18 protein-coding genes are annotated in these 20,472 nt (G+C 46.2%); 13 read left to right on the top strand and 5 right to left on the bottom strand.

Going from position 1 to position 20,472, the window contains the following annotated elements; translation table 11 throughout:
* Nucleotides 1-155 precede the first annotated feature (155 nt).
* A complete protein-coding gene (argE, locus tag L1D60_RS15570; RefSeq protein ID WP_239841928.1) occupies nt 156-1,292 on the bottom strand; it encodes an acetylornithine deacetylase in 1,137 nt (378 codons plus the stop codon).
* A gap of 153 nt (nt 1,293-1,445) precedes the next feature.
* On the opposite strand from argE, the gene argC reads away from it, so the two are divergent.
* The 4 genes from argC to argH all read left to right on the top strand — a co-directional run bounded on the left by argC (nt 1,446) and on the right by argH (nt 6,764).
* Entirely contained in the window at nt 1,446-2,450 is a 1,005-nt protein-coding gene (gene argC, locus L1D60_RS15565) for an N-acetyl-gamma-glutamyl-phosphate reductase (RefSeq protein WP_239841927.1), read from the top strand.
* Between the two features lie 11 nt (nt 2,451-2,461).
* Entirely contained in the window at nt 2,462-3,250 is a 789-nt protein-coding gene (gene argB / locus L1D60_RS15560) for an acetylglutamate kinase (protein WP_239841926.1), read from the top strand.
* Nucleotides 3,251-3,374: 124 nt separating this feature from the next.
* Nucleotides 3,375-4,586: an argininosuccinate synthase gene (locus tag L1D60_RS15555; RefSeq protein WP_239841925.1), complete on the top strand. Its 1,212-nt coding sequence runs from the start codon at nt 3,375-3,377 to the stop codon at nt 4,584-4,586.
* Between the two features lie 303 nt (nt 4,587-4,889).
* Complete coding sequence (gene argH, locus L1D60_RS15550) at nt 4,890-6,764, top strand: argininosuccinate lyase (protein ID WP_239841924.1); 1,875 nt, start codon at nt 4,890-4,892, stop codon at nt 6,762-6,764.
* A 216-nt stretch (nt 6,765-6,980) separates the two neighbouring features.
* Here the strand turns inward: argH and L1D60_RS15545 are convergent, their stop codons facing one another.
* Nucleotides 6,981-7,244, bottom strand: coding sequence for a DUF3624 domain-containing protein (locus tag L1D60_RS15545; RefSeq protein WP_239841923.1), 264 nt, complete (start codon nt 7,242-7,244; stop codon nt 6,981-6,983).
* 87 nt (nt 7,245-7,331) lie between these two features.
* Here L1D60_RS15545 and L1D60_RS15540 point away from each other — a divergent pair, with 87 nt between their 5' ends.
* Nucleotides 7,332-7,694 (top strand): RidA family protein, encoded by a 363-nt coding sequence (locus L1D60_RS15540; protein ID WP_032549991.1) that lies wholly within the window; start codon nt 7,332-7,334, stop codon nt 7,692-7,694.
* 222 nt (nt 7,695-7,916) lie between these two features.
* Here the strand turns inward: L1D60_RS15540 and L1D60_RS15535 are convergent, their stop codons facing one another.
* Together L1D60_RS15535 and L1D60_RS15530 are read right to left on the bottom strand one after the other, a co-directional pair.
* Nucleotides 7,917-9,383 (bottom strand): dihydrolipoyl dehydrogenase, encoded by a 1,467-nt coding sequence (locus L1D60_RS15535; RefSeq protein WP_239841922.1) that lies wholly within the window; start codon nt 9,381-9,383, stop codon nt 7,917-7,919.
* Between the two features lie 200 nt (nt 9,384-9,583).
* Nucleotides 9,584-10,312 carry a glutathione peroxidase gene (locus L1D60_RS15530; protein ID WP_239841921.1) on the bottom strand — a complete coding sequence of 243 codons (729 nt, stop codon included), beginning with the start codon at nt 10,310-10,312 and terminating at the stop codon, nt 9,584-9,586.
* Nucleotides 10,313-10,517: 205 nt separating this feature from the next.
* On the opposite strand from L1D60_RS15530, the gene oxyR reads away from it, so the two are divergent.
* Nucleotides 10,518-11,405: a DNA-binding transcriptional regulator OxyR gene (gene oxyR / locus L1D60_RS15525; RefSeq protein ID WP_239841920.1), complete on the top strand. Its 888-nt coding sequence runs from the start codon at nt 10,518-10,520 to the stop codon at nt 11,403-11,405.
* A gap of 80 nt (nt 11,406-11,485) precedes the next feature.
* Here oxyR and L1D60_RS15520 read toward each other — a convergent pair whose 3' ends face one another.
* A complete protein-coding gene (locus L1D60_RS15520) occupies nt 11,486-14,044 on the bottom strand; it encodes a PBP1A family penicillin-binding protein (RefSeq protein WP_239841919.1) in 2,559 nt (852 codons plus the stop codon).
* A 147-nt stretch (nt 14,045-14,191) separates the two neighbouring features.
* Here L1D60_RS15520 and pilM point away from each other — a divergent pair, with 147 nt between their 5' ends.
* The 7 genes from pilM (at nt 14,192) to aroB (ending at nt 20,455) form a co-directional block, all read left to right on the top strand.
* Nucleotides 14,192-15,217 carry a type IV pilus assembly protein PilM gene (pilM, locus tag L1D60_RS15515; protein WP_239841918.1) on the top strand — a complete coding sequence of 342 codons (1,026 nt, stop codon included), beginning with the start codon at nt 14,192-14,194 and terminating at the stop codon, nt 15,215-15,217.
* On the top strand, nt 15,201-15,800 hold the full coding sequence (locus L1D60_RS15510; RefSeq protein ID WP_239841917.1) for a PilN domain-containing protein: 600 nt from the start codon (nt 15,201-15,203) through the stop codon (nt 15,798-15,800). The genes pilM and L1D60_RS15510 overlap by 17 nt, the downstream gene beginning before the upstream one ends.
* The gene (gene pilO / locus L1D60_RS15505) at nt 15,793-16,386 is read left to right on the top strand and encodes a type 4a pilus biogenesis protein PilO (RefSeq protein WP_239841916.1); all 594 of its coding nucleotides are present in this window, start codon (nt 15,793-15,795) and stop codon (nt 16,384-16,386) included. Before L1D60_RS15510 ends, pilO begins: the two co-directional genes overlap by 8 nt.
* Nucleotides 16,373-16,891 carry a pilus assembly protein PilP gene (locus tag L1D60_RS15500; protein WP_239841915.1) on the top strand — a complete coding sequence of 173 codons (519 nt, stop codon included), beginning with the start codon at nt 16,373-16,375 and terminating at the stop codon, nt 16,889-16,891. Before pilO ends, L1D60_RS15500 begins: the two co-directional genes overlap by 14 nt.
* 33 nt (nt 16,892-16,924) lie before the next feature.
* A complete protein-coding gene (locus L1D60_RS15495; RefSeq protein WP_239841914.1) occupies nt 16,925-18,649 on the top strand; it encodes a type IV pilus secretin PilQ family protein in 1,725 nt (574 codons plus the stop codon).
* A 174-nt stretch (nt 18,650-18,823) separates the two neighbouring features.
* Complete coding sequence (gene aroK / locus L1D60_RS15490) at nt 18,824-19,342, top strand: shikimate kinase AroK (protein ID WP_032550005.1); 519 nt, start codon at nt 18,824-18,826, stop codon at nt 19,340-19,342.
* A 24-nt stretch (nt 19,343-19,366) separates the two neighbouring features.
* Nucleotides 19,367-20,455, top strand: a complete 1,089-nt coding sequence (aroB, locus tag L1D60_RS15485) for a 3-dehydroquinate synthase (protein ID WP_239841913.1) — start codon at nt 19,367-19,369, stop codon at nt 20,453-20,455.
* The last annotated feature ends 17 nt before the right edge of the window (nt 20,456-20,472 follow it).

The raw sequence follows: 20,472 nt of genomic DNA, 5'->3' as shown, positions 1-20,472 counted from the left end.
ATATAAATGGCGAAGTTAGAAATTTTCTTTTCTGAGAGAACGAAGGTGAAATTTAATTACAATTTAGCGATGATGATGTCAAAACAGCACAAAAGCGACCTTTCGAGGTCGCTTTTGTTCGATAGTGCGAGCGATATTGAGTTATCGCGCAATAACTAGAAACAATATTTATAGATCGACTTACTCAAAATATTGATGGTTGGGTCGATGAAGTCAAAGCTCAAGAATTCATCTGGCTGGTGTGCTTGGTCAATAGAACCCGGCCCTAGCACCAATGTTGGACATAGCTGTTGTAAGAAAGGTGCTTCAGTACAGTAGTTCACGGTTTGTGACTCGGTTTCACATACCGACTCCATGCCGCCGATAAATGGATGATCATGCTGACACTCATAACCCGGAATCGGCTCGTGTAGTGGAGTGATCTCAACTCTGCCCGGCCATTTAGCTTCGACCTCTCTAAGCGCGCTGCGCAGCATGTTGTCTAAACCATCTAAACTAATGCCTGGAAGAGGGCGCACATCGTAGTGCAGTTCACAACAGCCACAAATGCGGTTGGCACTGTCGCCACCGTGGATGTGGCCAAGGTTAAGTGTTGGGCTTGGAATCGCGAATCCTGGGTGATGATACTCTTTGATGAGTTTGTCGCGAAGTTGCATCAGAGCAAACAGCACTTCATGCATGATCTCAATGGCGTTCACGCCGAGCGCTGGATCAGAAGAGTGGCCAGATTTACCCGTTACTCGCACTGCATTCGCCACGTGACCTTTATGACCACGAATTGGCACTAAGCTAGTCGGCTCACCAATAATGCAGTAATCCGGTTTGAAAGGAGCATTATCGGTGAAATGACGAGCACCGAGCATGGTGGTCTCTTCGTCACAAGTCGCCAGTACATAGAGCGGCTTGGTCTGCTTACTCCAGTCAATCTTCTTTACCGCTTCATAAATAAAAGCGAAAAAGCCTTTCATGTCTGCGGTGCCCAATCCATAGAAGCGATTATTGTGCTCTGTTAGTGCATGAGGGTTGAAGTTCCAGCGCCCCTCATCAAACGGAACCGTATCGCTGTGGCCAGCAAGCAGCAAGCCGCCTTCGCCCGATCCCATCTTTGCCACCATATTATGCTTGCCGGGCTCGACTTCCACGACCTCAACACTAAAGCCTAAGTCTTTGAACCATTGCGCCATCTTCTCGATGACCTTTTCATTGCCGTGATCCCAGCTCGGATCGGTTGAGCTGATCGAATCGGTGGAAATTAGGCCCTGGTAGACCTCAAGAAAACTGGGTAATTGCATAATATCTTCACTTCTACTATTGACAGAAAAACCATAAGGCGGTAAAACACATATTAAATCATATTTAGTGAATAAAAAATCAAATAAAACCAAAAATTAAGTATGATTAGTCAAATTTGAACTGTAACTTACCTCAAGAATGGATGTGTGAGAATGTTGAAAACCACGATCATTGGCGCAAGCGGCTACACAGGAGCAGAACTGGCTCTAATGGTAAATAAACACCCTGAGTTAACGCTATCAGGTTTGTTTGTCTCCGCCAACAGTGTAGATGCGGGTAAACCGATTTCTAGTCTGCATGGAAAATTAGCAGGTCTAATCGATATGCCAGTCGAGCCATTAGTCGACCCAGTTAGCGTAGCTAAAGAAGCGGATGTGGTTTTTCTTGCAACAGCACATGAGGTCAGCCATGACCTTGCCCCGATTTTTCTTGAGAACGATTGCCAAGTTTTCGACCTGTCTGGCGCGTTCAGAGTTAAGGGTGAAAACTTCTATCAAGATTTTTATGGCTTTGAGCATCAGCATGAGCAGTGGCTTGATAGCGCTGCATATGGATTGGCTGAGTGGAATGAAGCTGAGATAAAAGAAGCGCAATTGGTGGCTGTTGCAGGCTGTTATCCAACGGCTTCTCAATTGGCGATTAAGCCTTTGGTTGAAAGCAAACTGTTAGACGAGAACCAATGGCCAGTGATTAACGCAACCAGCGGTGTCAGTGGTGCGGGCCGTAAGGCGAGTATGGTCAACAGTTTCTGCGAAGTAAGTTTGCAGCCTTACGGTGTATTTAATCACCGTCACCAACCTGAAATTGCTGCGCACTTGGGCTGCGACGTTATCTTTACGCCACACCTTGGCAACTTTAAGCGTGGCATTTTGGCAACCATCACCATGAAGTTGGCAGATGGCGTGACGAAAGAGCAGGTACAGCAAGCATTTGCTACAGCTTATCAAGATAAGCCAGCAGTGAGACTACTTGAAGAGACACTGCCAAGAATTCAAGACGTTGAACATACTCCATTCTGTGATTTGGGATGGAAGGTTCAGGGTCAACACATCATCGTGGTTTCTGCGATTGATAACTTGCTGAAGGGTGCATCTAGCCAAGCGATGCAGTGTTTAAATTTACGGTATGGCTTTGCGCCATTAACTGCGCTAGTGTAAGGAATTCTCTAATGAGCCAAAATAATCAACCATTAATCATAAAGTTAGGTGGCGCTGCACTTTCTTGTAGCGAAACGTTGAGCAAGCTTTTCGGGGCAATTTCACAGTACAAACAGCAAGCGCAGCGACCTATCGTCATCGTTCATGGCGGTGGCTACCTGGTTGATGAGCTGATGGGCAAGCTCAATCTAGAGACCGTAAAAAAGCAGGGCCTACGTGTCACTCCGTATGACCAGATTCCTGTAATTGCAGGTGCTCTGGCTGGTACAGCAAACAAGCTTCTTCAAGGACAAGCGATCAAAGACGGCCTCAATGCTGTGGGTCTAAGCCTTGCTGATGGCGGTTTATGTCAGGTAAGTGAGCTAGACCCTGAATTGGGTGCGGTAGGCAAAGCAGCGCCGGGTAATTCTCAGGTTCTGCAAGCCATCCTAGATACGGGCGCACTGCCAATCATTAGCTCAATCGGTTTGACTGACCAAGGTCAATTGATGAACGTCAATGCAGACCAAGCTGCTGTTGCTGTCGCGGGTGCATTGGATGCAGAGTTGGTACTGCTATCAGATGTGAGCGGCGTTCTGGATGGGAAAGGTCATCTTATTCCAAGCTTAAACCAGCAACAAGCGGACGAGTTGATTGAAGGCAAAGTCATCACCGACGGCATGATCGTTAAAGTACAAGCGGCACTTGAAGCAGCTAATGACCTTGGCCGCCCAATTGAAGTCGCGACCTGGCGCTACCCAGACAAACTGGCACAACTATTTTCAGGTGAGAGCATCGGTACTCAGTTTTTACCTCAGTAACATGTTTTTATCTCAGTAGCTTCTGAACTCAGAAAGTGAAGTTAAAGAATTAATTAAGTCGAATGGATAAACCCCGAGGAGCTGACCGCCAAAGTGCAGGCCCGGGAATTTAGGAGAAACTCAAATGAGCAAGGTTAAAGTTAATAAAGTTGTTGTAGCCTATTCTGGCGGTCTAGATACTTCGGTAATCATTCCGTGGTTAAAAGAGAACTATGATTGTGAAGTAGTAGCGTTTGTGGCCGATGTTGGTCAAGGCGCAGAAGAGCTTGAAGGCATTGAAGAGAAAGCGAAAGCGTCTGGTGCTTCTGAGTGTTACATCGCTGACCTAAAAGAAGAGATGGTTGCAGACTACATCTTCCCAACGCTAAAAACGGGTGCTTACTACGAAGGCAAATACCTTCTAGGCACATCAATGGCTCGTCCAATCATTGCTAAGGCGCAAGTTGAAGTCGCACGTAAAGTGGGTGCTGACGCTCTATGTCACGGCTGTACTGGTAAAGGTAACGACCAAGTTCGTTTCGAGGGTGCGTTTGCTGCACTAGCACCGGATCTACACGTAATTGCACCATGGCGTGAGTGGGATCTTGTGAGCCGTGAAGAGTGTCTAGATTACCTAGCAGAGCGTAACATTCCTTGTACTGCTTCTCTAACCAAGATCTACTCGCGTGATGCAAACGCTTGGCACATCTCTACAGAGGGTGGTGTACTAGAAGATACATGGAATGCGCCAAACGAAGATTGCTGGGCATGGACTGTAGACCCAGAGCAAGCACCAAATGAATCTGAAACGGTAACGCTGAAGGTTGAAAAAGGTGAAGTGGTTGAAGTAGACGGCGAAGCAATGACGCCATACAACGCACTGGTTTACCTTAATGAAAAAGGTGCGAAGCACGGTGTTGGTCGTATCGATATCGTAGAGAACCGTCTTGTAGGTATGAAATCTCGTGGTTGTTACGAAACTCCAGGGGGCACGATTATCATGGAAGCGCTGCGTGCGGTTGAGCAACTAGTGCTAGACAAAGCAGCATTCGAATTCCGTGAAGAGCTAGGTGTTAAGGCTTCTCACCTTGTATACGATGGTCGTTGGTTCACTCCGCTATGTAAATCAATCCTAGCGGCGACAGAAGAGCTCGCACAAGATGTGAATGGTGAAGTGGTTGTTAAGCTATACAAAGGTCATGCAACTGTGACTCAGAAGCGTTCTGACAACAGCCTATACTCAGAAGAGTTTGCAACCTTTGGTGAAGATGAAGTTTACGATCAAAGCCACGCAGAAGGCTTTATCCGCCTTTACTCTCTATCAAGCCGTATCCGTGCTCTAAACAGCCAAAAGTAACGAATACAGTTACTTAAGATACTGGAAACTGTTCAAAGCCCATTCGCTATTTGTTTAGCGAGTGGGCTTTTTGTTTGGTGAATACGCATCGGTTTTTACGACTGAATGGCATATAATCCCATCTCACGGCTGCAAGAAATCGTTTTTATCAGTCATTGGTGAATAAATATGTAAAAATAATGAATTTATACTTTATTTTTAATCTGATTTGCCGTAAGTTTAAACCATTAGAAAAAGACTGAATTTCAATCAGGCTTATTATTTGCAAAACACAGTGAGCACTGGGCAATTAGGAGATACGCAATGGCATTATGGGGCGGGAGATTTACCCAAGCAGCAGATACACGGTTTAAAGACTTTAACGATTCACTTCGTTTTGACTACCGCTTGGCTGAGCAAGACATTGTGGGCTCAATTGCCTGGTCAAAAGCTCTACTGTCGGTTAACGTTCTAACTGCAGAAGAACAGCAAAGGCTTGAACTGGCGCTGAATGAACTGAAGTTAGAGGTGATGGAAGATCCTGAGCAAATCCTACGTTCGGATGCTGAAGATATTCACAGCTGGGTTGAACAGCAACTGATCGGTAAGGTTGGTGATCTTGGTAAGAAGCTGCACACCGGCCGTTCTCGTAACGACCAAGTAGCGACAGACCTAAAACTTTGGTGTCGTCAGCAAGGTCAGCAATTGTTGATTGCGCTAGATCGCCTTCAAAGCCAAATGGTGAATGTGGCGGCTCAGCATCAAGGGACCGTTCTACCGGGATATACTCACCTTCAACGTGCTCAGCCTGTCACCTTCGCTCACTGGTGTCTGGCATACGTTGAGATGTTCGAGCGTGATTACTCGCGTTTGAATGATGCAATTAAGCGTCTTGATACTTGTCCTCTGGGTTCTGGTGCTCTTGCGGGTACAGCATACCCAATGGACCGTGAAGCGCTGGCGCATAACTTAGGTTTCCGTCGTGCAACACGTAACTCTCTAGATTCAGTCTCTGACCGTGACCATGTGATGGAGCTGATGTCGATTGCTTCTATCTCTATGCTTCATCTGTCACGTCTTGCGGAAGATATGATTTTCTACAACTCTGGTGAATCAAACTTCATCGAGTTAGCAGACACCGTGACATCAGGTTCATCTCTGATGCCACAGAAGAAAAACCCAGATGCGCTTGAACTTATCCGTGGTAAGACCGGCCGTGTCTACGGTTCACTGGCTGGCATGATGATGACAGTGAAAGCACTACCTTTGGCTTACAACAAAGACATGCAGGAAGACAAAGAGGGTCTATTTGATGCTCTAGATACTTGGAATGACTGTATGGAGATGGCGGCGCTTTGTTTCGACGGCATCAAGGTCAACGGCGAACGTACGCTAGAAGCGGCGAAACAAGGTTATGCAAACTCGACAGAGCTCGCTGATTACCTAGTAGCGAAAGGCATTCCTTTCCGTGAAGCGCACCATATTGTCGGTGTAACTGTTGTCGCGGCGATTGCTAAAGGCTGTGCTCTGGAAGAGTTGTCTATCGCAGAGATGAAAGAATTCTCTGAGGTGATTGAAGAAGATGTTTACGACATCCTGACCATTGAGTCGTGTCTTGAGAAGCGTAGTGCTCTGGGTGGTGTATCACCAAAACAGGTGGCTTACGCGGTCGATCAAGCCGAGAAGCGTCTCGCGCAGCGTGATACCTCGATTGTTAAGGTGCGCCCTGCACGCTTGACCGATGTTGAAGCGCTGGAAGGTATGGTGGCGTACTGGGCGAATATGGGCGAGAACCTACCACGTTCACGCAATGAATTAGTACGTGATATTGGCTCGTTTGCGGTCGCTGAGCATCACGGTGAAGTGACGGGTTGTGCATCACTTTACGTATATGACTCTGGCCTAGCTGAGATTCGCTCTTTAGGCGTCGAAGCGGGTTGGCAAGGTCAAGGACAAGGCTCTGCGATTGTTCAACATCTTGTAGAGAAAGCACGTCAGATGGCAATTAAGAAGGTGTTTGTATTAACACGTACACCAGAGTTCTTTATGAAGCATGATTTCTTGCCAACGTCGAAGTCGCTACTGCCAGAGAAAGTGCTTAAAGATTGTGACCAGTGTCCTCGTCAGCATGCTTGTGATGAAGTCGCACTAGAGGTCAACCTTGTGGAACAAGTGATTGCTAAGACAAACGTTGCATAAAGTGTTGATTTTAAAGTTCTTAGAAAAAAGATAAAAAAAGATCGTTTTTCTGGGAACAAATTAAGGGAAGCACGGTCTATTAAAGTACCACTGCTTTTTCTTAGAATTTTCTAAGAAAGCCCTGAAACCGATTGGCTTCAGGGCTTTTTTTATGTCTGCTACTTTTTCTGCCAAACCAGTTAATCGGTCATTTACCTCAACGAGTCGCAGTGTTGTTTAACTGGTTGACGATCTTTTTCGATTCTTTCTTCTTGGTAAGATAAGCCACTTCATGATCCAATGGATCATCAACAGTCCGCTAAAGGCGCTCGCAGCCATTAAAAGTGCTATCGCATTAATGCTCTTTGGTTGGTCTGAGAAAAATAACCACCAGACTCCCCAGCTCAGAATCGATAACACCATCAACTGATTCATGCAGCGTTGGCACCGTCCGAGTTTGTCGCGGATTTTTTCGCTTTTATTGCAATGCTTACATGTCATCTTGGGTTGAATTCGCGTTATCCTAATGGTCTTTGATAATAACACGTCACCCTATGGTTAATCACGGTGACACCGAGAGAGAAAGTGATGATTGAACGCCAAGAAACCAAACAACGTATGAGCCGTATCGTAAAGCACAACGGTACGATTTACCTATGTGGTCAAGTGTGTGCGGATGCGACACAAGGCATCAAAGAGCAGACTCAAACCATGCTAGACAAGGTAGAAACGCTACTTGAGCAAGCGGGTAGTGATAAAGAGCACATGCTTTCTGCAACTATCTACCTGAAAACCATGGATGATTTCCAAGAAATGAATGCAGTATGGGATGCATGGGTACCAGAAGGTCACGCACCAGCTCGCGCTTGTGTAACAGCAGACATGGCTCGTGAAGCGCTATTGGTTGAGATCTCGGTAATTGCTGCAGAGAAGAACAGCAGCTGCTGTTAATCATTCGACTAACATAAGAGATTCCAGATATCTCGTCCCTCGATTCTGGAATGACGGGTTAAGTTTTGGTTTAGTGTCTTAAATAAACCAACGTCATTCCCGAAAGCGACGAAGGAGCGTAATCGGGAATCTGTTATTTGCTCGTTGCCAAAAACAAAAAGGAAAGCCAATGGCTTTCCTTTTTAGTATCTAATCTATGTGTTCTGTCTCAATCTATCGAGATTAACAACCTGGACCACAGTCTAGACAGTGTTTCACCATCTCTGGGCCTAAGTGCAGTTTCGCATTGAGGTCACGCAGTGCGGTTCGTACACCTTCTTCAATCACTGGGTGGTAAAACGGCATGTCTAACATTTCTGATACCGTCATCTTGTTCTGGTGTGCCCATGCTAGCAAGTGCGCTAAGTGCTCTGCGTTTGGTCCCATCATCTCCGCACCCAGGAAGCGACCTGTCCCTTGCTCACCGTAAACGTGCAGAATACCTTTGTTGCGTAGCATCACTCGTGAGCGACCTTGGTTCTCGAAAGACACTTCACCCGTAGCGAAACAGCCACATGTGCCTAATCGGGTAGTGATCTCTTTGTAGGTTTCACCGACCATCGCGATTTGCGGATCAGAGAAAACCGCTGAGATTTTAGAGCGGCGCAGCCCTGCTCGAATCTCTGGGAAGCGACCAGCGTTATCACCCGCGATACGTGCTTGGTCTGCTGCTTCGTGTAGCAGAGGCAGTTGGTTACTTGCATCACCGGCAATAAATATCGATGGTAGCGATGTTTGTAGCGTGTAATGGTCGGCAATAGGTACACCACGCTCATCTAACTCTAGAGAGGTGTTCTCTAGACCAAGCTTGTCCGTATTCGGACGACGGCCAGTTGCAGCTAGTACGTACTCAACGATGTTGGTTTCTAGTTCACCTTGCTTATTGATAAATTGAATTTCAACACGTGGCTCACCAGATTCAATGGTAATACGCTTCATGCTTTCGATTTTTACATCAGCATCTAGGTAAAACTCTTCGTTAAAGGCTTTGTTTGCGTAAGCCATAATTTCTGGGTCGGTCACAGGGCCAACTTGACCACCTAAACCGAATAGTTTGGTTTGAACCCCCAGACGATGTAATGACTGGCCTAGCTCTAAACCAATGACGCCTGGTCCAAATACGGCAACGGATTGCGGTAAATCATCCCAGTTGAACACGTCATCATTGATGATCAGACGATCGCCCAGTTCATTCCAAACTGCAGGGTAGGCAGGGCGAGAGCCTGTCGCGATCACAATGCGTTTAGCATTCACGACAGTATGGTCATCGATTTGAAGTGTGTTGTCGTCTAAGAATTTTGCATAACCAACAATCTTGTCTTGCGCAGGAATTTCATCGACGCCTTCTAAAACAAAACCAACAAAACGGTCACGCTCGCGTTTCACTCGGTCCATTACTTCGCGGCCGTTGATGGTGGTTTCACCTTGTGGGTGAACACCAAATGCCGGTGCTTTTTCGATTTGGTGAACACTTTCTGCTGCAGCAATCAGCAATTTAGAAGGCATACACCCAACTCGAGCACAAGTGGTACCGTATGGACCACCTTCAATCATCACTACACTGTCAGTGTGTGCTTTTGCAGCACGGTACGAACCTAAACCAGCTGTACCGCCCCCGATAACTGCGACATCGACATTGACTTGTTTCATAATAATTTCTCGCAATGGTTAAATTAAACTTACGCGACTCCCTCCAACTCTGATGGTGCATTGAGAGTCAGGATAGTGGCGTTTTGTGGTTTGTTTTATTAGGTTTAGCCTGTGGCTGTGGATAAAGCGAGCCACAAGCTAGATTCAACCCGATAGGGTTAGCCAACCCACTGGTAAGCGGGTTAGCAATTTGGCATTGATTAGCCTAGGAAAGTTTCTAGCTCTTCGCTACCACCGATGTGTTTACCACCGATGAAAACTTGAGGAACTGTAGAGCGGCCAGAGATAGCACGCAGGCTTACTGTTGTTGCATCTTTACCTAGTACCACTTCTTCGTAGTTTAGGCCTTTGTCGATTAGGTTCTGTTTTGCTTTCATGCAGAACGGGCAACCTGGCTTAGTGAACACTGTGATTGACTCTTGCTCTTTGTGCTCAGGTGCAATGTAGTTAAGCATAGTGTCTGCATCAGAAACCTTGAACGGGTCGCCTGGTACGTCTTCTTCGATGAACATTTTCTCTACCACGCCGTTTTTAACCAGCATGCTGTAGCGCCATGAACGTTTGCCAAAGCCAATGTCGTTCTTCTCAACTAGCATGCCCATGCCGTCTGTGAAGTCACCGTTACCGTCTGGAATGAAGGTGATGTTTTCAGCTTCTTGGTCTGCTTTCCAAGCGTTCATTACGAATGTGTCATTCACTGATACACACAGAATGTCATCAACACCGTTCTCTTTAAATACCGAGTAAAGCTCGTTGTAACGTGGCAAGTGACTTGAAGAACAAGTTGGTGTGAATGCGCCCGGTAAGCTAAATACGATAACCGTCTTGTCTTTGAATAGCTCTTCTGTTGTAACGTTAACCCAAGCATCACCTTGGCGAGTAGGGAATGTTACTTGAGGAATTGATTGACCTTCTTTAGATGCAAACATAATGGTTTCCTTAGAGATTACTTTTAATTTGGTTCGTATAGAGCTTAGCGTTTTTCTGCGCTCTGTTTCGTTTTGTTGAGCCCATTATTAGATAAATCCTTTGATAGCTCTAATCGTTTGATGTTATGGTTTTGATAGGTATTTTCTATTAAGGGTTCTCCTTTATAGGAAGTGCATTCTTTACACCTTAGGTAAGAGACCAATCATGAACATTCGTGACTTTGAATACTTGGTGGCTTTAGCCGAGCATAAACATTTTCGAAAAGCCGCAGAGGCGTGCTTTGTCAGTCAACCTACTTTGAGCGGCCAGATCCGTAAGCTTGAAGAGGAGATCGGATTACAACTGACTGAACGTAGCCCAAGGAAGGTAATTTTTACTGAGTCTGGATTGCAGCTGGTGGAGCAGGCTAAGCGTATCTTGAATGAGGTGAAGACTTTTAAAGATATGGCGAGTGGTCATGGCGATGCGATGACTGGACCAATGCACATTGGCTTTATTCCGACAGTGGGGCCTTATATCTTGCCTAAGATTGTTCCTCACTTGAAGGAACAGTTCCCAGAACTCGAGCTGTTTTTGCATGAAGCTCAAACGCACCAACTGGTGAGCCAATTAGAAGATGGTAAGCTCGATTGTCTAGTATTAGCTGCGGTAGATGAGACCGCTGTTTTTAAAGAGATCGACGTTTATGATGAGCCACTAAGTGTTGCGGTTCCATGTGACCATGAATGGGCCGAGCAAGATAGCGTCGATATGCTTCAGCTCAATGGTAAAACCGTATTGGCTCTTGGTGATGGTCACTGTCTCCGCGACCAAGCATTGGGTTTCTGTTTTGCAGCCGGCGCACGAGATGATGAACGCTTTAAAGCAACCAGCCTTGAAACGCTGCGTAATATGGTAGCTGCTGGTGCGGGCATCACGTTGCTTCCCGAGCTATCCCTGCCAGCTGAAAAGAAAAAAGACGGCGTATGCTACGTGCCTGCGGTGAATCCAACCCCTTCTCGTCGTATCGTAGTCGCATACCGACCGGGATCGCCACTGCGTGGTCGATTCGAACAGCTTGCAGAAGCGATTCGTACGCAATTAGAAAAATAACGCTATAGAGCTTAAAGTTTACAGATAAAAAGAGGGCTGATACTTAGGTATCAGCCCTCTTTAATTGGTGCTTAGTTGGATTAGAACAGCTCTTCTTCAGCGTCACCTGATGATGAGTAAATATCATCACCAAAGCGCTCGCTGATGTACTCTGTAGGTTCAGTGCCTTTCACGAAGTATTCAAACATCGAAGAACCATCAGATTTGTTGGTCAGGAGACCGGTGTCTCTATCAATTCGCACTCGTACGATATCTTCTGGGATCTCTTTACGCTGCGCAGGTACATCTTTCAGAGCTAAGCCCATGAAGTCGACCCAAGCTGGTTGTGCGGTTTTAGCACCCGCTTCCGCACCAGTAATCTGGTCTTTACCTAAATTACTGTTGTTTTTAGTGCGACCTAGGTTGCGGTTATGGTTATCAAAACCAACCCACACGGTCGCTACAATGCCAGGGCCGTAACCGCTGTACCAAGTGTCTTTTGAGTCATTGGTTGTACCGGTTTTGCCACCAATATCTCGACGCTTCAATGGTTGAGCTCGCCAACCAGTGCCGTTCCAACCTGTGCCTTCGCGCCAGTTACCACCGCCCCAGATGTTGCTGTACATCATTTCACGAACTAGAAACGCGGTCTGCTCTGAGATGACTTGTGGCGCATATTGCGTTTCGGCATCAACGTCTTGCTCAGCAAACTCGTCAGCAACAGGATCTGCTTCTAGGTTCGTTTCACAGTCTTGGTGACAAACGACTTTTGGTGAAGCTTCAAATTCTACGTCACCAAATGGGCTTTCAACACGGCTGATGTAGAAAGGTTCCACATAGTAGCCACCATTCGCAAATACCGAGTAACCTTGAGCCACTTTCATTGGCGTTAAGCTACCTGCACCCAGTGCGATGGTTTCCGAGCGAGGTACTTCATCAATGTCAAAACCAAAGCGTGTTAGGTAGTTACGAGTATCATCTAAGCCCACTTCACGTAGTACACGTACCGCCATTACGTTTTTCGATTGTGCTAAGCCAATGCGAAGACGAGTTGGACCCACATACGTTGGTGGTGAATTCTTCGGACGCCACGCTGTCCCTTGGCTCTTATCCCATTGGTTAATCGGAGCATCGTTGATCAGCGATGCTAGCGTTAAGCCTTTGTCGATAGCCGCAGAGTAGATGAAAGGCTTGATACCTGAACCTACTTGACGGATTGATTGGGTTGCACGGTTAAACTTGTTGTGAACAAAGTTGAAACCACCAACCATAGAAAGTACAGCGCCATTATCAGGGTTCATTGCGACAAAGGCGGTGTTTGCATTTGGCACTTGGCTTAGGCGCCAGTGAGTTGGGGCAGCATTAGCGACTTCAGTTGCCTCTTCACTCTCTTCGGCCGTTGCTTCTTTGCCAGAGATAGTTTCGCTACGAACCCAGATCTGTTCACCTACTGCCAAGATCTCTTGTGCGTTTGATGGGGCAGGGCCTTGGCGGTCGTCAGTTAGGAACTTACGTGCCCAGTTCATGCCTTGCCATTCAATCACGCCTTCACCTTGGTTTTTAACCCAAACGTGAGCGCGTTGAGCATCTACTTTGGTCACGACAGCCGGTGTTAAATCACCATAGGTCGGTTGTGATTTTAGGTGTTTAACAATCTGTTCTTGATCCCAAGCCGCTTGCTCGGTTTGCCAAAGTACTTTTTCAGCACCACGATAGCCGTGTCGCTCATCGTAGTTAAGAAGGTTGGTGATAGCTGCGCGGTTTGCGGCATCTTGCAGAGTTGAATCAACCGTCGTGTAGACCTTCATACCTGATGTGTAAGCATCTTCACCGTAGCGCTCTACCATCCAAGCACGAGCAACTTCTGCGACATAAGGTGCGCTCAGTTCGATCTCCGCGCCGTGGTATTTTGAGACTAACTCTTCGGCACGAGCTTCATCGTACTCTTCTTGAGTAATGTATTTCTCATCCAGCATTCGACCTAGAACCACGTTACGACGATTGGTCGCACGCTCTAGTGAGTAGATCGGGTTCATGGTAGATGGCGCTTTTGGCATACCGGCTAGTGTTGCGATTTCACTTAGGGTCAGATCTGGAAGATCTTTACCGAAGTAAACGCGTGCAGCCGCACCGAAACCATAAGAGCGGTGACCCAAGAAAATCTTGTTCACGTAGAGTTCCATGATCTCTTCTTTGCTCAGCAGTTGCTCGATGTGGATCGCGATGAAGATCTCTTTGATCTTACGCATGATCTTTTTCTCATTAGATAAGAAGAAGTTACGCGCAAGCTGTTGGGTAATCGTACTCGCGCCCTGTTTTGCTGAGCCAGACATAGCAACAACAATCGCAGCACGAGTAATACCAATCGGGTCGATGCCAGGGTGGTCGTAGAAGCGGCTATCTTCGGTAGCGATGAGCGCTTCAACTAAGTGACGAGGAATTTCGTCGTAGCTGACAGGGTTGCGTCGCTTTTCACCAAATTGAGAGATCAATTTGCCGTCTTGACTGAAGACTTGCATTGGCGTTTGAAGTTCAACATCGCGTAGTGTCGCGACATCTGGCAATTCTGGTTTTACGTAATAATAAAAACCAAAAATTGTACTGACTCCAAGAATCATGCAAACCAATGTAAATATGAATAATCGCTTTATGAACTTCACCGGATAATCCCTGATTAGTTAAGGCTGATAAGCAGCAAACCCTTGTACTCTAGACTAAAAACTTAGCTTTCGTTTATTAACGCTTATTTAACCAATAATCACAACCCCTATATAAGCAACGAAATGCTTGGCATGTCAGGAGCTGGTATGGGTTCGTCATTAGTTACAGGTATAGATATAAACAATCACAGCATCAAAGCCGTGGTTTTAAAGCCCGTTGGAGAGTTATATGCCTTAGTGGGGTACAAAGAACTGCCTATTACGGACGACATTTTCACAGATAACCACACCTTGGAGTATCAGAAAACTGTAAAGAAACTCAAAGAACTTAGGAAAGGCTTACCGTTTGGCTGTCGTCATGCGGCCATCTCAGTCCCAGATAATACCGTGATTAGCAAAATCTTGCAGATAGAAAGTGACCTGGAAGACCGAGAAAAAGAGTTCTCTATCTATCAAACCTTCGCTCATCAATCGCCTTTTCCGATTGAGGAACTTAGCTTGGATTTCATTAAATTGGATGATAAGCGATTTGGTAAAGGTTCAACCACCAGTTACCAGGTTTATGCGACGCGCAAAGAGGTGGTGGAAAGCCGCTCTCAAGCGCTGACCAAAGCGGGTTTTCGTCCAATTGTGGTCGACACTCAAGCCCATGGACTGCTCAACATTTGGCAGTTGGCAACTCGACTTTATCCAGAGAAACAGAGTTGGATCATCATCGATATTGGCGTGAATCAAACCTCGCTCGGGCTTATCCCTCAAAGCGGGGTGCCTTTCTTTAAAGACATCGCATTTGGCACTCAAGCACTCTATCAGTCAGAGCATTTCGGAGATGTTTCAAGCCCTTTTGGTTCAGTAGAGCAGACCCAAGCCTTTACCGTGAATCTGATCGAAAAACTCAAACGGCAGTTTCAGCTCTATGCGTCGGTTAACTCGTTGCAGGCGTTACGAGGGATTTGGTTGATGGGAGAAGGGGCAGAAACACCGATGCTCGTCGAGCAACTAGAGCGTCACTTTCAGCTGGCTTGTGAGCCTCTTAACCCATTAGCCCTGTTTGAAAATAAAGCTTCTACTAAGCGTTATAAGAATATGGATCGCCATGTCTTTGGTATTGCTGCAGGGATGGCCGTGAGTGGCTTGAAATGGCAAGGAGTGAAGCATGTTGCATCAAATTAACCTCCTTCCTTGGCGTGATGAGCTTCGAGCGCAACACAAGAAACGCTTCATTCAGTTGGTGATCTTAGGCACCTTGATGGCGGTCATGGGGCAGTGGGCGATTGGGCACTATTTCCAACAAGAAAAAGCCCGTCAGCAAGCCCGTCTTAATTATCTGGAACAGTATATTGGTCAGCTTGATAAACAGATTCGTTCTTTGAAAGTGGCAGAGCGGGAGCATAAAGCCATTCTAACTCGTTTAGACGTGGTGGAATCTTTACAGTCTGGGCGCAACAAAACCACTCACTTTATGAATCTGATGCCTGAACTTATCCCAGAGGGCGTCTATGTCGATAAGATTAAAATGAATGGGCAAGAGATTGAGATGTCTGGGATCAGCGACAGTACCGCACGGCTTGCCACCATGCTCGATAACCTAGAGCGTTCTCCTTCCCTTAATAATGTTGAAATGCACTCTATTGTGCATAATCGCAAGCGTTTTAATAAAGAGTTTCAAACCTTTAAGGTTTCATTTGGTTTTATTCCCCCCTCAGTAGAGCAGACGCAAGCACTTAAGGCAGCTCAAGGGGCGTCACATGGTTAATTTTCAAGATCTCGATGTCGATGAAATTACGGAGTGGCCGCTGTTACCGCAGCTGTTGGTGATCGTTTTACTGATGTTAATCATCCAAGGCTTCGGAGCTTGGTTCTATGTGATGCCACTCAATGACGAGTTAGAGCAGATGAAACAGCAAGAGCAGACGCTAAAAACCACCCTTCGAATTAAAGCCAATAAAGTGGCCACTTTGCCTGCGTTGCAGAATCAACTCGATGAATTGACCAGTCGTTACGACTATCTACTTGAACAGCTACCAGTGCAAAAAGAGTTGGCGAGTATGCTTGCCTCAGTCAATGAGCTCGGTCTAGATAACAAACTCACCTTTACACGCATTGATTGGGGTGAAAAACAGAACAAGGCCTTCTTATATAGCTTGCCTCTGAATATCGAGCTGACAGGTGATTACCATGAAATTGGTGACTTTTCCGCAGCAATAGCCAAGTTGCCGCGCATCATTAACTTTGATGATGTGACTTGGCAGAGGGTCAGCCAAGAGAGCAGTACTCTGCATTTTCGTGTTCGCGCATACACCTACCAATTTAAGGCAGAGGTGAAAGATGAATCTCGTTAGAGCCTTGCTGGTGCTGTTGATTGTCTCTGTTGTTGCCGGATGTAAGGCCAACCAAGATTCGTTAGAGGATTTTGTTGTGCAGGTAGAGGCTCGAGCACGTAAAGATGTTGAGCAGTTAGGACCTACCTCTGAGTTTGTCGCTGTGCAATATCAGCAAAAGACCCACCGCCCACCGTTTGAGTTGCCCAAAGAGGCGATTGTACTGACACAGCCTAAAGCGAAAAAGGATTGCTGGCAGCCAACGCGACGTAGTCGTACCGGGAAGTTAGAAAAATACCCGCTTGACCAGTTGCGACTCAAGGGAGTTATGGGCAGTGGCAGTCAGGTGTCTGGCCTTGTTCAAACTCCAAAAGGCAATGTCGTTAAAGTGCAGAAAGGCCAGTTCATTGGCTTAAATAATGGACGTATTACTAAGGTCACCAGTCAGTACGTAATGATTAATGAAACCCTTCCAGATGGTCTAGGTTGTTGGCATCGACGCAATGTCCGCTTAGCTCTCAAATAAACCAACCACATGCCGTGGATTAGAGATGTAAATATGATTAAAGGAATAAATAGGGGATTGAGCCGAGTGTACCAAGCTGCTTTCGTTGTGTTGCTATGCTGCGTCACAGTTGGGGTAAAAGCGCAGACACAACCTAATGAACTGAAGAGTATCGACTTTAGAGTCAATCAAACGCGTGATGCGGTGATTGTCATAGAGTTGGCATCGAGCAGTACCGTCGTCGATGTACAGAAAGCCCAAGATGGCTTGAGTATAGAGTTACTTAATACTCAAGTGACGGATGACAAATTGTACCTTTTGGATGTGAAGGATTTTTCAACCTTAGTGGAAGACATTGAGGTGTTTAGAGAAACGCCGAGCGTTCGTTTATTCGCTAGCATTAGCGCTGACTACGACTATGAATATCAGATTAACGGGCGAGAAATCGAGGTGGTTGTAAGTGAGCCCGTGGTCGTTGAGAGCGAACCTGAAAAGAACATTCTCGACAAAGAGGGCAAGCTTATCTCGATTAACTTCCAAGATATTCCTGTGAGGAACGTGTTGCAGCTCATCGCTGATTATAACGACTTTAACTTGGTGGTTTCAGACTCTGTAGCGGGTAACCTCACACTTCGTCTTGATGGGGTGCCATGGCAGCAGGTGTTAGACATCATTCTTCAGGTCAAGGGGTTAGATAAGCGTGTTGATGGCAATGTGATATTGGTGGCACCGAGAGCGGAGCTCGATCTACGAGAGCAGCAAGCGCTTGAAAAATCGAGATTAGAACAAGAATTAGGGGAGCTTAAGTCGGAGATCATTAAAATCAACTTTGCCAAAGCCACCGATATTGCCGATATGATTGGCGGTGATGGCACCGTTAGTATGCTTTCAGATAGAGGCAGTATCACCATTGATGAGCGCACCAACTCGTTATTGATTCGAGAGTTAGCCGAGAATATCTCGGTGATCCGTGAAATAGTCGAGTCACTCGATATTCCGGTAAAGCAGGTTCAAATCGAGGCGAGAATTGTCACAGTCACTGAGGGCAATTTGGATGAACTTGGTGTCCGCTGGGGTGTTTCATCGACCAATGGTAGCTTTAAAGTTGGGGGATCCATTGAAGGTAACTATCCAACAATTCAGCCATACAACAGTGACGATGGCGGTGATGACTCTAGTGCAATTGACAACTACCTTAACGTCAATCTTGGTGCGACCTCTCCCAATGCATCGAGTATCGCTTTTCAAGTGGCGAAATTAGGCTCAGATACTCTGCTTGATCTAGAGCTTTCGGCGCTCCAACAAGAGTCAAAAGCAGAAATTATCTCCAGTCCTCGTTTAATTACGACCAATAAGAAGCCCGCTTATATTGAGCAAGGGACAGAAATCCCTTACTTGGAGTCGTCTTCGAGTGGAGCGACATCGGTGTCATTCAAAAAAGCCGTATTGAGCCTCAAGGTGACACCACAAATCACGCCAGATAACCGCTTGGTGCTAGACCTTAGCGTAACCCAAGATAGACCCGGGCAAGTGGTGAAAACGGGGACAGGTGAAGCGGTAGCAATCGATACTCAAAGAATTGGCACTCAGGTACTGGTTAATAACGGAGAAACCGTAGTGCTGGGAGGGATTTTTCAACATAGTGTGAGCAATACCGTCGATAAGGTGCCCGTTCTTGGGGATTTACCGCTTTTAGGCGCATTATTTCGCCGAAGTTATGAAAATGTAGGGAAAAGTGAACTGTTGATCTTTGTTACACCTAAAGTTGTGATTCAATAAGGGGCAATTAGATCAAAAATAAAGTTGCATTAGTGGCACCTAACCTTGATAATTTCGGGTCTTATCACGAATTATCTGTGAGGAATCGGTGCCACGGGCCTTTTAATTTCAGTATTAGTACTGACCTACCTTGTGGCGATGTCATTGAATTAACGTTGTAAATTACTGCTAAACATGGCTGAGAAACGCAATATTTTTCTTGTTGGCCCAATGGGCGCCGGCAAAAGTACAATTGGTAGACACCTAGCTTCCCAACTGCACATGGAGTTTCTAGACTCTGATACTGTGATCGAAGAGCGCACTGGCGCAGACATCGCTTGGGTATTTGATGTAGAAGGTGAAGAAGGTTTCCGTAAACGCGAAGAATCTGTAATCAACGATCTGACAGAAGAACAAGGTATTGTTCTTGCGACAGGCGGCGGTTCAGTAATGAGCAAAGAAAACCGTAACCGTCTATCTGCACGAGGTATTGTTGTTTACCTTGAAACAACAATTGAGAAGCAACTTGCGCGTACAAACCGCGACAAGAAGCGCCCTCTACTTCAAACGGATAACCCGCGTGATGTGCTAGAAGATCTAGCAATGACTCGCAACGCACTGTACGAAGAAGTGGCGGACTACACAGTTCGTACTGACGACCAAAGTGCAAAAGTGGTAGCCAACCAGATCGTAAAAATGCTAGAAGAACGTTAAGTTCATTTTTTCGGAGAGCAAACCATGGAACGGATTACGGTCAATCTAGCTGAGCGTAGCTACCCTATCTCTATTGGCGCCGGGTTATTTGAAGACCCGGCGTACCTTTCTTTTTTATCCGGTAAGCAAAAAGTGGTTGTGATCAGTAATGTCACAGTTGCCCCTTTGTATGCGGATAAAATCTTATCGCTTTTGAGTGACGTTGGCTGTCAAGCATCTCTACTAGAGTTGCCTGATGGTGAGCAATACAAGACGCTTGAAACCTTTAACACCGTAATGAGCTACATGCTTGAAGGTAACTACAGCCGCGATGTGGTGGTGATTGCCTTAGGTGGTGGTGTGATTGGTGATCTTGTCGGCTTTGCTGCGGCATGTTACCAGCGTGGTATTGATTTTGTTCAGATTCCTACGACTTTGCTTTCACAGGTAGACTCATCGGTAGGTGGTAAAACAGCCGTTAATCACCCTATGGGTAAGAACATGATTGGCGCCTTTTATCAACCTAAGTCTGTCATCATCGACACTAACTGCCTGTCTACACTGCCTGAGCGTGAGTTTGCGGCGGGTATTGCTGAAGTGATCAAGTACGGCATCATTTACGATGAAGCCTTCTTTAGCTGGCTCGAAGAGAACCTCGATAAGCTGTATCAACTTGACGAGCAGGCACTGACTACGGCGATTGCGCGTTGTTGTGCGATTAAAGCTGAGGTTGTGGCACAAGATGAGAAAGAGTCAGGAATCCGTGCGTTATTGAACCTAGGTCATACATTTGGTCATGCGATTGAAGCAGAACTAGGCTATGGTAATTGGCTACATGGTGAAGCTGTGTCATCTGGCACGGTTATGGCTGCTAAAACGGCGCAACTGCAAGGCTTGATTACCGAGCTGCAACTTGAGCGTATTATCTCTATACTCAAGAGTGCGAGGTTGCCAATTCATACTCCAGAAAGCATGTCTTTTGAAGACTTTATGAAGCACATGATGCGCGATAAAAAAGTGCTCTCTGGTCAGCTCCGTCTCGTTCTACCGACTAGCATTGGTACAGCTGAGGTGGTTGCCGATGTACCTCAGGACATCATCAAACAAGCGATTGATTTCTGTCGTACGCTTTAAGCAAGAAGTAACGTTAC

The organism is Vibrio sp. Isolate30 (assembly GCF_022397975.1).
In the GTDB taxonomy this organism is placed as follows: Bacteria; Pseudomonadota; Gammaproteobacteria; order Enterobacterales; family Vibrionaceae; genus Vibrio; species Vibrio fortis.
The sequence above is the reverse complement of the archived record's forward strand: the minus strand, read 5'-3'. Positions and strand labels throughout refer to the sequence as shown.